This is a genomic window from Cryptosporangium aurantiacum, assembly GCF_900143005.1.
In the GTDB taxonomy this organism is placed as follows: domain Bacteria; phylum Actinomycetota; class Actinomycetes; order Mycobacteriales; family Cryptosporangiaceae; genus Cryptosporangium; species Cryptosporangium aurantiacum.
Genome location: NZ_FRCS01000001.1, coordinates 1 through 13326, shown reverse-complemented (window position 1 = coordinate 13326; position 13326 = coordinate 1). Strand labels below are relative to the sequence as shown.

General features: G+C 68.4%; 10 protein-coding genes. 4 read left to right on the top strand and 6 right to left on the bottom strand.

Translation table 11 applies throughout. The annotated features are described in order from the left end of the window. Positions 1–36 precede the first annotated feature (36 nt). Genes mmsB through BUB75_RS00020 form a run of 6 tightly spaced genes read right to left on the bottom strand, consistent with a single transcriptional unit; the run spans position 37 to position 7371 of the window. A complete protein-coding gene (gene mmsB / locus BUB75_RS00045) occupies positions 37–1278 on the bottom strand; it encodes a multiple monosaccharide ABC transporter permease (protein ID WP_084740081.1) in 1242 nt (413 codons plus the stop codon). Further along, positions 1275–2813, bottom strand: coding sequence for a multiple monosaccharide ABC transporter ATP-binding protein (gene mmsA, locus BUB75_RS00040; RefSeq protein ID WP_073250023.1), 1539 nt, complete (start codon positions 2811–2813; stop codon positions 1275–1277). Before mmsA ends, mmsB begins: the two co-directional genes overlap by 4 nt. Before the next feature lie 54 nt (positions 2814–2867). Next, the gene (gene chvE, locus BUB75_RS00035; protein WP_073250019.1) at positions 2868–3992 is read right to left on the bottom strand and encodes a multiple monosaccharide ABC transporter substrate-binding protein; all 1125 of its coding nucleotides are present in this window, start codon (positions 3990–3992) and stop codon (positions 2868–2870) included. A gap of 39 nt (positions 3993–4031) precedes the next feature. Next, entirely contained in the window at positions 4032–4682 is a 651-nt protein-coding gene (locus tag BUB75_RS00030) for an L-ribulose-5-phosphate 4-epimerase (RefSeq protein WP_073250015.1), read from the bottom strand. Beyond that, entirely contained in the window at positions 4679–6355 is a 1677-nt protein-coding gene (gene araB, locus BUB75_RS00025) for a ribulokinase (protein WP_073250012.1), read from the bottom strand. The genes BUB75_RS00030 and araB overlap by 4 nt, the downstream gene beginning before the upstream one ends. A 23-nt stretch (positions 6356–6378) precedes the next feature. Beyond that, entirely contained in the window at positions 6379–7371 is a 993-nt protein-coding gene (locus BUB75_RS00020; RefSeq protein ID WP_073252491.1) for a substrate-binding domain-containing protein, read from the bottom strand. 475 nt (positions 7372–7846) lie between these two features. Here BUB75_RS00020 and BUB75_RS48030 point away from each other — a divergent pair, with 475 nt between their 5' ends. The 4 genes from BUB75_RS48030 to BUB75_RS00005 all read left to right on the top strand — a co-directional run bounded on the left by BUB75_RS48030 (position 7847) and on the right by BUB75_RS00005 (position 13077). After that, entirely contained in the window at positions 7847–7981 is a 135-nt protein-coding gene (locus BUB75_RS48030) for a hypothetical protein (protein ID WP_281248259.1), read from the top strand. 201 nt (positions 7982–8182) lie between these two features. Then, positions 8183–9229, top strand: a complete 1047-nt coding sequence (locus BUB75_RS00015) for an endonuclease domain-containing protein (protein ID WP_073250009.1) — start codon at positions 8183–8185, stop codon at positions 9227–9229. An 18-nt stretch (positions 9230–9247) separates the two neighbouring features. Further along, positions 9248–9949, top strand: coding sequence for a hypothetical protein (locus BUB75_RS00010; RefSeq protein WP_073250007.1), 702 nt, complete (start codon positions 9248–9250; stop codon positions 9947–9949). Further along, positions 9946–13077 (top strand): helicase HerA domain-containing protein, encoded by a 3132-nt coding sequence (locus BUB75_RS00005; protein ID WP_073250004.1) that lies wholly within the window; start codon positions 9946–9948, stop codon positions 13075–13077. Before BUB75_RS00010 ends, BUB75_RS00005 begins: the two co-directional genes overlap by 4 nt. Positions 13078–13326 lie beyond the last annotated feature (249 nt).

Sequence of the window (13326 nt, the reverse complement as noted above, 5' to 3'; positions counted from 1 at the left end):
GTTCCCAAAACGGTATATACCGTTCAAGGTACTGGATCAGCCCAGCGGTGATGCCCGCCGACGCTTGTTGTAGAAGTCGAATGCCACCGCGGCCAGCAGCACCAGGCCCTTGATCAGCTGCTGCCACTCGGTGCCGACGCCCAGGATCGACATGCCGTTGTTCAGGATGCCGATGATCAGACCGCCGATGATCGCTCCGGGAATCGTCCCGATGCCGCCGGTCACCGCCGCACCGCCGATGAACACCGCGGAGATCGCGTCCAGCTCGAAGTTCGTACCGGCACTCGGACCGGCCAGGTTCAGACCCGCCGTGAAGACGAGACCGGCCAGCGCCGAGATCACGCCCATGTTGACGAACAGCCAGAACGTCACCCGCTTGGCCTTGACGCCGGACAGCTCCGCCGCGGCGAGGTTGCCGCCGATCGCGTAGATGTGCCGACCGAACACCGACCGGCTCATCACCGCCGTATAGCCCACGACCAGCACCCCGAGGATCACCAGCACGATCGGCGTGCCGTCGTAGCTGGCGAGTTGCACGGTGACGAGCAGGATCAGCGCGACCGCGAACGCCTGCTTCGCGACGAACCACCAAAGCGGTTCGTCCTCCAGGTCGTACTTACGCCGTTCGAGCCGCTGACGGAACGCCGAGACCACCAGGGCCAGCGCCGCGAGCGAGCCGAGGATCATCGTCAGCGGTTCGTACCCGGTCGTCCCGAACGTCGGCAGGAAGCCCGACCCGAGCGCGCGGAACCCCTCCGGGAACGGCGCGATCTGCTCGTTCTGCAGCGCGATCTGCGCCGCACCGCGGAACGCCAGCATGCCGCCGAGCGTCACGATGAACGCGGGGATACCGAAGTACGCGATCCAGTAGCCCTGCCAGGCTCCGACCAGCGCACCGAGGACGAGACAGAGGAACACCGCGAGCGGCCACGGCAGGTCCCACTGCGTGATCATCACGCCGGCCATCGCACCGATGAACGCGACCACTGACCCGACCGACAGGTCGATGTGGCCGGCGATGATCACCATCACCATCCCGACCGCGAGGATCAGGATGTAGCTGTTCTGGATGATCAGGTTCGAGATGTTGATCGGCTTGAGCGTGATGCCGTCGGTCGTGATCTGGAAGAACACCACGATGACGATCAGCGCGATGAACAGCCCGACCTGACTGAGCTGCCCGGTCAGATAGCTGAGGGCACCGGCCAGCGGCCGCTTCGCCGGGGGGGCGTCCGGTGCCCCCGCCGGCGGTTTGTCGAGTCCCGTGGGGGCGCTCACGCGTCCACCTCCCGATACTGAGTCATGTACTGCATGAGGTGCTCGGCGGTGGCTTCGCTCCGCGGCACGTCGGCGGTGATGCGCCCCTCGGAGAGCGTGTAGATGCGGTCACAGATGCCGAGGAGTTCCGGCAGCTCGGACGAGATGACGACGATGCCCTTGCCCTCGTCGGCCAGCCGGTTGATGACCGTGTAGATCTCGTACTTCGCACCGACGTCGACGCCCCGCGTGGGTTCGTCCAGGATCAGGACGTCGGGGTCGGCGAACATCCACTTCGACAGCACGACCTTCTGCTGGTTGCCGCCGGAGAGCTTGCCGGTGTTGACGGTGACCGCGGGCGCCTTGATGTTCATGCTCTTGAGGAACCGGTTCGCGACCGTGGTCTCCTCCGGATCGCTCACGAACCCGAAGTGCGCCAGCTTCCCCAGCGCCGAGCCGGAGATGTTCCGCTTGATGTCGTCGATCAGGTTGAGGCCGTACCGTTTCCGGTCCTCGGTCACGTACGCGATGCCCGCCTTGATCGCGCGCGGCACGGTGTTCGTCCGCACCTCGACGCCGCGCTTGTAGACGCGACCGCTGATCCCGGTGCCGTAGCTGTGCCCGAACACGCTCATCGCGAGCTCGGTCCGCCCGGCGCCCATCAGCCCCGCGATGCCGACGATCTCACCGGCGCGCACCGACAGGTTCGCCCCGTCGACGACCTTGCGCGTGCGGTCGATCGGGTGGTGGACGGTCCAGTCCTCGATCCGCAGCAGCTCCTCGCCGACGTTCGGCTCGTGGTCGGGAAACCGGCTCTCCAGGTCCCGGCCGACCATGCCGCGGATGATGCGCTCCTCGGTCACGCTTCCGGAGTGCATTTCCAACGTCTCGATCAGCTTGCCGTCGCGGAGGATCGTCACCCGGTCGGCGATCGCCTCGATCTCGTTGAGCTTGTGGCTGATCAGGATCGACGTGATGCCCTGCTCGCGCAGCTGGGTGATCAGCTCGAGCAGGTGCGCGGAGTCGTCGTCGTTCAACGCCGCGGTGGGCTCGTCGAGGATCAACAGCCGGACCCGCTTCGAGAGCGCCTTCGCGATCTCGACGAGCTGCTGCTTGCCGACGCCGAGGTCGACGATCTTCGTGATCGGGTTGTCGCGCAGCCCGACCCGCCGCAGCAGCTTCGCGGCCTCCAGGTTCGTCTTGTTCCAGTCGATCCATCCCCGCCGGGCCTGCTCGTTGCCGAGGTAGATGTTCTCGGCGATCGACAGGTACGGGCTGAGCGCCAACTCCTGGTGGATGATCACGATCCCGGCGGCCTCGGAGTCGTTGATCGACTTGAACTCCACCGGTTCACCGTCGAACTCGATCTCACCGTCGAACGTGCCGTGCGGGTAGACGCCGGAGAGCACCTTCATCAGCGTGGATTTCCCGGCACCGTTCTCGCCGCAGATCGCGTGGACCGTGCCGCGTTCCACCTCGATCGAGACGTCCTGCAGTGCGTTGACACCCGGGAACGTCTTCGTGATGTCGCGCATCACGAGAATCGCGTCCTGCATGAGGTTCTCCTCTTACCGGTGGGCCGTCCGGGCGGGGCGGCCCACCGAACAGGGCTACTTGTCCAGTTCTGCCTGGGTGTGGTAGCCGGACGCGATCACCTCGGACTGCACGTTCTCCTTGGTGATGACGACCGGCGGGAAGAGGTAGCTCGGGACGACCTTGACCTTGTTGTCGTAGGTCTTCGTGTCGTTGACCTCGGGCTCCTTGCCGTTCAGCAGGTCGTCGGTCATCGTCGCGGCCTGGTGACCGAGCTTCCGGGTGTCCTTGAAGATCGTCGAGTACTGCTGACCGGCGAGAATCGACTTCAGGCTGGGCACCTCGGCGTCCTGGCCGGTGACGACCGGGAGCTTCTTGCCGCCGGTGCCGTAACCGGCGCCGGTCACCGCGGAGAGGATGCCGAGCGAGAGCCCGTCGTACGGCGAGAGGACGCCGTCGACGACCGCGCCACCGGAGTACGACTTCGCGATCAGGTTCTGCATGCGGGCCTTGGCGGTCGCCGGGTCCCAGCGCAGGATCGCGATCTGGTTGAACGCGGTCTGGCCGCTGCGCACGACGAGCGTCTTGTCGTCGATGTACGGCTTGAGCACGGACATCGCGCCGTCGTAGAAGAGGTGCGCGTTGTTGTCGTCGCTGCTGCCTGCGAACAGCTCGACGTTGAACGGGCCCTTCTTGCCGGTCGGCTTGCCGCTCGCGTCGACGACGCCGAGGCCCTGCAGCAGGCTGGTGCCCTGCTGGACGCCGACCTTGAAGTTGTCGAACGAGACGTAGTAGTCGACGTTCTTGCTGCCGGTGAGCAGCCGGTCGTAGGAGATCACCTTGATGCCGGCCTTGGCGGCGGCGTCCAGCTGGTCGCTCAGCGAACCACCGTCGATCGACGCGATGATCAGCACCTTCGCGCCGCGGGTGATCATGTTGCTGATCTGCTTGACCTGGGTCGGGATGTCGTTGTTGGCGTACTCCAGGTCGACCTCGTAGCCGGCCTTCTCCAGGTCGGCCTTGACCGCGTCGCCGTCGGCGATCCATCGCTCGGACACCTTCGTCGGCATCGCGACGCCGATCAGCGCGCCGTCGTTGTCGCCGGAGTCGGACGAGTCCGAACCGCGGCCGCCGCTACAGGCGGTGAGGGACATCGCAAGGCCTAGGGCGACGAGGCCGCCGAGGACTTTCTTCGCTCGCATGTGCGGTCCTCCGTTGGGGGTTTGGGGTTTGGAGGTTGCTCAGGGCTGGCCGTACACGTTCTGGTAGCGGTCGTAGAGCCGGTCGACGGCTGCCTTGTCCACCGGCTCCACCGGCCCGAACTGCTGGGCGATGTGGACGGTGCGGGCGACGTCCTCGCACATCACCGCCGCTTTCACCGCGGCTTTTGCGTCCTTGCCGATCGTGAAGGGGCCGTGGCTGCGCATCAGAACGGCCGGCGAGCGGTGGTTCGCGAGGGTCTCGACGATGCCCCGCCCGATCGAGTCGTCACCGATGATCGCGAACGGCCCGACCGGGATCTCGCCGCCGAATTCGTCGGCCATCGCGGTCAACACGCAGGGGATGGGTTCGCCTCGTGCTGCCCAGGCGGTGGCGTACGGCGAGTGGGTATGAACCACTCCCCCGACGTCCGGACGATGCTTGTAGACGTAGGCGTGCGCGGCGGTGTCACTCGACGGGGACAGATCCCCCTCGACGAGGCGACCGTCGAGGTCGCAGACGACCATCGACTCCGGCGTCAGCGCGTCGTACGAGACGCCGCTGGGTTTGATGACGAACAGGTCCTCACCCGGGACGCGGGCGGAGACGTTGCCCGCGGTCCAGACGACGAGGTTCCAGCGGATCAGCTCGTGGTGCAGGTCCACCAGCTGTTCACGGAGCTGCTGGATCATGCGCGGGCCTCGTTCCGGATGCGGCGGAGACGGTGGAGGACGTCGTTCGTCCCCCCGCCGAAGTAGTCGTGCAGGGTTCGGTACTCGGCGTAGAGCGCTTCGTACGCCTTGGCCCGGTTCGGGTCCGGCTGGTAGACCGCGCGCCGGACCCGGCCCATCGCTGCGGCGGCGGCAGGCACGTCCGGGTAGGCGCCGGCCGCGACCGCGGCGTGGATCGCCGAGCCGAGCGCCGGGCCCTGCTCGGAGCCGATGACCGAGAGCGGCCGGTTAGTGACGTCGGCGTAGACCTGCATCACGAACGTGTTCTTCAGCAGGCCACCGGCGACGACGAACTCGTCGACGGGCACGCCGGAGTCCTCGAACGCATCGATGATCACCTTTGTGCCGAACGCAGTGGCCTCGACCAGCGCCCGGTAGATGTCCTCGGGTTTGGTGGCCAGCGTGGCGCCGATCAGCACGCCGGACAGCTCGTGGTCGACCAGGATCGAGCGGTTGCCGTTGTGCCAGTCCAGCGCGAGTAGCCCGTGCGCGCCGACCGGCTGCTCGGCGGCCAGCTTCGAGAGGTACTCGTGCGGGTCGAGGCCCTTCTTCGCCGCCGCGGCGTGGTAGGCGGGCGGTAACTGGGTGTCGACGTACCAGCCGAAGATGTCCCCGACGCCGGACTGGCCGGCCTCGTAGCCGTAGTAGCCGGCGACGATCCCGCCGTCCACGACGCCGCACATGCCCGGGACCTCGGCGAGCGTCGTGCCGTTCATGACGTGGCAGGTGGAGGTGCCCATGATCGCGACCATCTGGCCGGGCGCGATCGCCTGCGCGGCGGGCGCGGTGACGTGCGCGTCGACGTTGCCGACCGCGACCGCGATGCCTTCGGGCAGGCCGGTCCACTCCGCCGCCTGCGCGGTGAGGCTCCCGGCCCGGTCGCCGAGCGACGCGAGCGGGTGCTCGAGCTTGTCGACGACGAAGTCCGCGAAGCCCGGGTTGAGCGCTGCCAGGTATTCCTTCGACGGCCAGACACCGTCCTGGAAGATGCCCTTGTACCCGGCCGTGCAGCGGTTGCGGGTCTCGGTGCCGCAGAGCTGCCAGATGATCCAGTCCGCGGCCTCGATCCACCGCTCGGTCGCGGCGTAGACCTCGGGTGCTTCCTCCAGCACCTGCAGGCCCTTGGCGAACTCCCACTCTGAGGAGATCTTGCCGCCGTACCGGTTGATCCACGGCTCACCGCGCTCGTGGGCCAACGCGTTGATCCGGTCGGCCTGGCCCTGTGCGGCGTGGTGTTTCCACAGCTTCGGGTACGCGTGCGGCTTGCCCTCGAACCCCGACACCCGGCACAGCGGCGTCCCGTCGGACGTCGTCGGCAAGACCGTGCAGGCGGTGAAGTCGGTCGCGATACCGACGACGTCCGCAGGGTCGATCCCGGCGTTCGCCACCGCGGCGGGAACCGCCGTCCGCAGCACGTCCACCCAGTCACCCGGGTCCTGTAATGCCCAGTCCGGAGGTAACGCCGCACCGGTCACCGGCAACGACGCGTCGATCACCCCGTGCCAGTACGGATGCACCGCGGTACCGACCTCGACGCCGTCCGAGACCCGCACCACCAGCGCACGCCCGGACAACGTCCCGAAATCCACCCCGATCACATACTTGTTAACGTTCACATTACGGGCCTCAGTCATGGCCACCTCCCTGTTGTGCGCTGTCAGTGCCGGTCGGACGCCGGGGCTGCCGTGCTGTCCCGCAGCACCAGGTCCGGCGGGATCACCAGGCGCTTGTCCGAGCGGGGCGCACCCTCGACCTGTTCGACCAGCAGCGCGAGGCTGCGTCGACCGACCTCGCCGAAGTCCTGCCGGAGCGTGGTCAGCGGCGGGGCGAAGTACGCGGCTTCCGGGATGTCGTCGAAGCCGACGACGCTGACGTCGCCGGGCACCTCGATCCCGGCCTCGGCGAACGCCCGGAGGACGCCGATCGCCATCTGGTCGTTCGCGACGAACACCGCCGTGTGTTCACGTCGCTCCGCGAGCCGGAGCCCGGCCTCGTACCCGGCCCGCGGGCTCCAATCACCGCGCAGCGGCGCCGACGGCTCCAAGCCCGCGGCGACCAGCGTGTCGCGCCAGCCGCGCTCGCGCTCACCGGCCTCGTGCCAGTCGTCGGGGCCGGCGATATGGGCGATCCGCCGGTGACCGAGCGAGATCAAGTGCCGGGTGGCCCGCACCGCGCCGAGGTACTGATCGACCGCGACCGTCGGCATCGGACCCTCGCCGCCCTCGACGGCGACCAGCGGAACCCCGCCGGGCGCGTGCTTCAGCGCGTCCGCGATCGCCGCCCGCGGAGTGATCGCGATGATGCCCTCCACCGACTGGGAGGTGAGGTGGTCGAACGCCTCGGCCAGCGAGCGCCGGTCAGGCTCCCGGAGGCTCGCGATGCTCACCGCGTAGCCCGCGTCGCGGGCGGCTCGCTCGATCGCGACCAGCATCGACGCCGGCCCGAACAGCGTCGTGTTAACGCTCACCACGCCGAGCTGCCCGGTGCGGCCGGTCGCCAGCGCCCGGGCCGCCGTGTTCGGCCGGTAACCGAGCGTCGTCATCGCCGCACGCACCCGGGCCCGCGTCGTCGGGCTCACCGCCGTGCTGTCGTTGAGGACCCGGGACACCGTCATGTGGGACACGCCGGCCAGCCGGGCGACGTCGGCCATCACCACCCGACGGTCCGCGGCGGAGGATTCGGGCTGCAGTTCATCCACGGGTCTCACGGTCGACTCGACCACAGCTCCGCCTCCGTTCGTGTCCTGTGCCCTGGGTCACTGCGTTGGCGGTGATTGTTAGCGTTAACACCAGCCAGGTCAAGCGAGTGTTGCCGTTCAGTTACACAGCCCGCTTCTGAACCGATCAGGGCGAACCACTCGGCGCGGAGAACCCACCACTCGGCGCAGAGCAGTTCCGTGGGGCACCGCCACGCGAAACGATCACCTCCGACGCCGCGCGCGCCCGGAGCGGTCCGCGCACTCGACGGACCTTCCGTGAATTGGTCGCCGTGATCGGGAGGTTCACGACGTCCGATGCCGCGCGGCGTCGGCCCTCGATCCCTTAATTCGGTGGGCCGGAGGTTTCCACGGGGGGACACCGGGGGTAGCCGTGGAGCGTCCAGGTTTTCAACGAAGGGTGATCACCATGGCTACCGGCAAGGCCCTGAAGCGGGACGTGAAGAAGACCGCGAAGACCGCCAAGAGTGAGGTCAAAGGCACCGGTAAGGCCGTGAAGAGCGACGCCAAGAAGACCAAGCGCAAGGCCAAAGCGAAGGCCTGACCGCCTCGAACCCCGCCCCGCCCATCCCCTCCGGGCGGGGCGGTTTTCTGTCCACTGGCGATTCACCCGATCCGCCGGGCGAAGTCACCCACCTGGCCACAGTCGTCGTCCAGGCGTTTGACATCGTGAACATAGCGTTCCGGCGGCCGCGGCTCGTCGGCACGATCGGGGTGGGCTGATTTCGGGGCAACGGGGAGCGCGGTGGGGTCGGACGGTTCGTGGTGGACGTCGTTACCCCGCGGTCGCGTCGTCCAACTGGCTGGTGTGGACGCGGACGCACTCGCCGTTTCGCTCGACCCGCTGCCTGCCGACGCTCCGGTCGTCGTCACGTACCGGCCGAGCAGCACCGCCTCGCAGGCCGCGATCGTCGGCGAGGTGCTCGACCTGCTGGAGGACTCCGCGGTCGCGTTGTTCCCGGCGTGGCTCCCGGACGCCGCCGGCCTCATCGGCCCGAACGGCGCCAACCTCGCGGCGGTCCGGGTCCTGGCGTCCCGCCTGGCCGGCCGCACGTCGCACTTCGGTCCGTTCCTCGGTGACCTCGCCGCCCGCGCGCTGACCGGCGGTCACTCGAAGACCTCGTTTCCGCCCGAGGTGCGCGCCACGGGCCTGACCCGGGTTCTCGAAGCGGCCTACGACCGCGCTGACGTCGTGCTCCTGGTCGAGGTACGAGCGCCACTCCCGGTACGCGACGAGCACATTCTCGTGGCGTCCGCCGAGTGGATCGCCCACCGAGGCGGGTTCGGCGGCGTCTGGCTGGTCGGCTCGAACCTCGCGCACGTCGACTGGATCTCCGTCCGGAGGGTCACGCTCCCGGACGACGTCGAGACGCTCGTCGCCACCGCGCCCGAAACGCCCGCGGACGAGAAGCCCGACCTCCCCACCGGCCTCACCGTGCCGCCGATGGCCGGCCGCCCCAGCCCGCAGAGCGCTGCCGAGCAACTGCTCGAGAAGGTCCTCGCGAGCCGCGAGTGGGCCTACGGCCGGGCCTGGAACCAGACGGTCGACTTGGGACTCCTCGTCAGCGTGGTGCGCGTCGACGTCCTGTGGGAGGCCGAACGAACGGTCGTCGAGATCGACGGCCCAGAACATTGGCAGCGGGTCCACTACGCCGCCGACCGCAGGCGGGACGTGTTGCTCCAGACCGCCGGCTACGCCGTACTCCGCTTCACCAACGACCAGGTTCTCGGCGATGTGAACAGCGTCGTCCATCAGATCGAGCAGTTCCTCACCGCACGTCGCGTCCCCTGACGCCCGAAAGGACACGCCATGTCGGACGACACTCTCACCGCTGCGGAGCGCGCCGCGCTTCTCCTACTGCTGGCGGAGGCCACCGAGGCCGACAGCACGATGGTCGGCAACAACGAACTCGCCGAGCGGTTCGGCAACAGCGTCACGATCGTGGGCAAGGTCAAGAACTCGCTGAACTCACGCAAGCTGATCGAGACGCGCAAGATCAAGGGCCACGGCAACCAGCAGTTCCACGCGCTCACCGAGTCCGGCTGGGGCCAGGCGCGGCAGGAGTTGACCGGCGACCTCCCCACCGGGCTGTGGGGTCGGGCGGTGGCGTTGGCGCTCACTGCTCAGCTCGACCGCTACCTCGACCGGAACAACCTCGGTCTCTACGACATCTTCGTCGCGGAGGCGCCCGCGCCACCCAGCGACGAGGAGTCGGTCGACGAGGATCCCGCCGACGAGCCGTCGGATCTCGATCTCGGGACGCGGGTGCGTGCGGCGTACCGGACCCTCGCGCCGCGGGCGAACGCCTGGGTGAAGCTCGTCGACCTGCGTGCGGCGCTCGGCGACGTGGCCCGCGACGACTTGGACGCCGAGCTCCACCGCCTGATCCGGGTGCCGGGCGTGACGCTGATCCCGGAGTCCAACCAAAAGACGCTGACCGACGCTGACCGCGCGGCGGCGATCCGGATCGGCAACCAGTCCAAGCACCTGATCGCGATCGAGGCCGAATGAGCGAGCACGACCTCCGCGCGCTGAGCGCGGTCCGCCTCAACTTCACGGCCGCTCCGGACGATGTGTGGGACCCGGCCCCGGTGCACGTCGACGGCTTCCACGAAAAGGTGACAAACGCCGTGCTGGCGGGTCTGAAGGACGCGCGGAAGAGTTCGGGCGCCAGCCCGGTCGGCGTCCTGATCCAGGGCCAGCGCGGCACCGGCAAGACCCACCTGCTCGGATGGCTCCGCGAGCAGGTGCAAGCCGCCGACGGGTACTTCTTCCTCGTCGAGCTGCTCAACCCGGCTGCGTTCTGGCAGAGCACGGTGCTCTCGATCCTCGACGGGCTGACCCGCAAGGTGAAGCACCGGCAGCCGCAGCTCACGACGCTGCTCGCCCGGTTGGCCGCTCGTGCCGGTCTCGACGAGGCCGCCACCAACGCCGTCTGCGGGAAGGCCCCGCTGACCAAGCCGATGCTGGACGAGTTCGTCGCGCTGTTCCGTAACGTCGAACAGCAGGCGGGACTGACTTGTAAGGACACGCTGCGGGCGCTGGCGCTCTACCGGTCCGGTGACCTGGCGGCGCAGGACATCGCCCACAACTACCTCCTCTCTCAGGACGAGGACGAAGAGGGCGAACGTGCGCTGTGGGGCATGAAGCGTGCAAGCAAGGAGCCGAAGGCACTCGTCCGCGAGCTGTCGTGGTTGCTCTCGCTCACCGGCCCCTCGGTCATCGCGATCGATCAGATCGACGCGCTGGTCGCCACGGCGACCAAGGACACCACGGGCAAGGACACCGGAACCGGTCAGACCAACGGCGATCTCGTGCTCGAGCAGGTCGCCGACGGCTTGCTGTCACTGCGTGAGGTCACCCGGCGGACGCTGACCGTCCTCTCCGCGCTGCCCGGGTCGTGGACCGTCCTGCAGGACCGGGCCGTCGACACCCTAGTCGACCGTTTCCGCGACACCGGCTACCTCCGGACGATCCCGTCCCGCGAGCTGGGTATCGCGCTGGTGCAGAAGCGGCTCGCCGTAGCGTTCAAGAAGGAGAAGTTCACCCCGCCGTATCCGACCTGGCCGGTCCTGGCGACGGCGTTCGAGGAGGCGCAGGAGTTCACTCCACGGCAGATTCTCCGGCGCCTCGACAAGCACATCGAGGCCTGCGTCGAGTCCGGCGTGATCAGTGAGCTGGAGCGGTTCTCCGATGACGGCACCGTTCTCCCGCCGCCGCCTCCCCCCGAGGAACGGCTCGCGGCCATCGACGAGCGCTTCACCAAGCTCAAGCAGCAGGCCGACGTCGCTGCGGCGCTGGTAGCGGCCACCGAGGACACGGCGATGCCCCGGCTGCTCGCGGCGGGCCTCGAGGCCTGGATCCTGGAGCAGGGCGAGGCCGCGAAGAAGTACTCGCTCGATCAGATGCCGACGGTGAAGCCGCCGTTGCACGCCCGGCTCCGCGTGACTCTGGACGAGGCGACCGAGGACGAGGCGCACTGGGCGTTCCGCGCGATCTCGTCGTCCAGCCCGATCGCCGTGATCACCCGGATCAAGACCGCGTGCACGATGTCCGGTGTCGCGCACGGCGTCCCCAATCGCAAGTTGTTCTTGTTGCGCAACACCGAGTGGGCGGGGAAGAACGGGCCGAAGGTCAAGGCCGCACTGCAGGCGTACGAGGCCGCTGGTGGGCGCACACTCCCGGTGGCCGAGGACGACTTGCGGGTGCTCTCGGCGTTATCCGTGCTGATCGACGAGAACCCGAATCAGCTTCAGGCGTGGCTGGTGGCTCGGCGTCCGACCACGCAGGTGTCGTTCCTGCAGGACGCTCTCGCCGAGCTGTCGACCTCGCCGAACGTCGAATCTCCGGCGCCGAAGGAGGACGTCGTGTCGCCGGACGACGTCGTCGTGCCGGAACCACTCCCCTCGGCGCCGCACCTGGTGCTCGGCCGGGCGGTGGAGAACGGGAACCCGGTCGCGGTCGAGCTGGAGTCGCTGCGCAAGCACACCGCGATCTTCGCCGGATCGGGCTCCGGCAAGACCGTGCTCATCCGTCGGCTGGTCGAGGAGTGCGCGCTCCAGGGCGTCTCGGCGATCGTCCTCGACCCCAACAACGACATCGCGCGGCTGGGCGACGCCTGGCCGCAGGCGCCCTCGGCCTGGGGCGCCGGGGATGCCGAGAAGTCAGCGCAGTATCTCGCCGAGACCGACGTGGTGATCTGGACCCCCGGCTGGGAAACCGGACGTCCGCTGAGTTTCCAGCCGCTGCCGGACTTCGCGGCGGTCAAGGAGAACAAGGACGAGTTCAACGCGGCGGTGGACGCAGCGGTCGCCACCCTCGCCCCCCGCGCGCTGGTCGACGGCACCACCGCCAAGGCACAGCAGGGTAAAGCCGTGCTGAAGGAGGTGCTCCAGTACTTCGCGAAGCACAGCGGGTACTCGACGCTCAAGGAATTCGTGCTGGTGCTGTCCGAGCACGCGGGTGAGATCAGCCAGCTGGCGAACGCCGAGAAACTGGGCCCCGCGATGGCGGAGACGCTGCTCGCCGCGATGGTCAACGACCCGCTGTTCGGTGGGGCCGGCGCTTCCGCCGACCCGGGCATGCTGCTCACCCCGCCGCCGGGCAAGCGGGCCCGCGTCTCGGTGGTCAGCATGGTGGGGCTGCCGTCCGACGAGCAGCGGCAGAGCTTCGTCAACCAGCTGCAGATGGCGCTGTTCGCCTGGGTCAAGAAGCACCCGGCAGGCGACCGGCCGCTGGGCGGGCTGTTCGTCATGGACGAGGCGCAGACGCTGGCGCCGTCCGGGGCGATGACCGCCTGCACCAAGAGCACGCTGGCCCTGGCGTCGCAGGCTCGGAAGTACGGTCTGGGGCTCGTGTTCGCCACCCAGGCACCGAAGGGCTTGCACAACCAGATCCCGGGCAACGCCGCGACGCAGTTCTTCGGTCTGCTCAACGCACCCGCCCAGATCGCCGCCGCGCAGGAGATGGCCAAGGCCAAGCAGGGCAGCGTCCCGGACATCGGCAAGATGGGGACGGGTCAGTTCTACGTCGCCGCCGAAGAGAAAAGCTTCGTCAAGACGCAGACGCCGCTGTGCCTGAGCTACCACCCGAAGAGCCCGCTGACCACGGAGGAAGTCGTGGAGCGAGCACGCGCGTGAGAACGGATACGGGCCGGCGTCGAACCGGAGACGGGGGTTGGCACGTTTTCGGGAGAACGGACACGCACGCCACCCGTACCGTTCTTCTCAACAGCGAGGGCCGCCGGATACGGCCCCGCGGAACTACCCCCGACCTACCGCAGGAGCGATAGCCATGAGCGACTACGAGACCAACGTCGACGTTGACGGCGACGGCCAGTGGGACGACGTCAACTACTCGGAGAACGCTGACGGCAGCGTCACCATCAC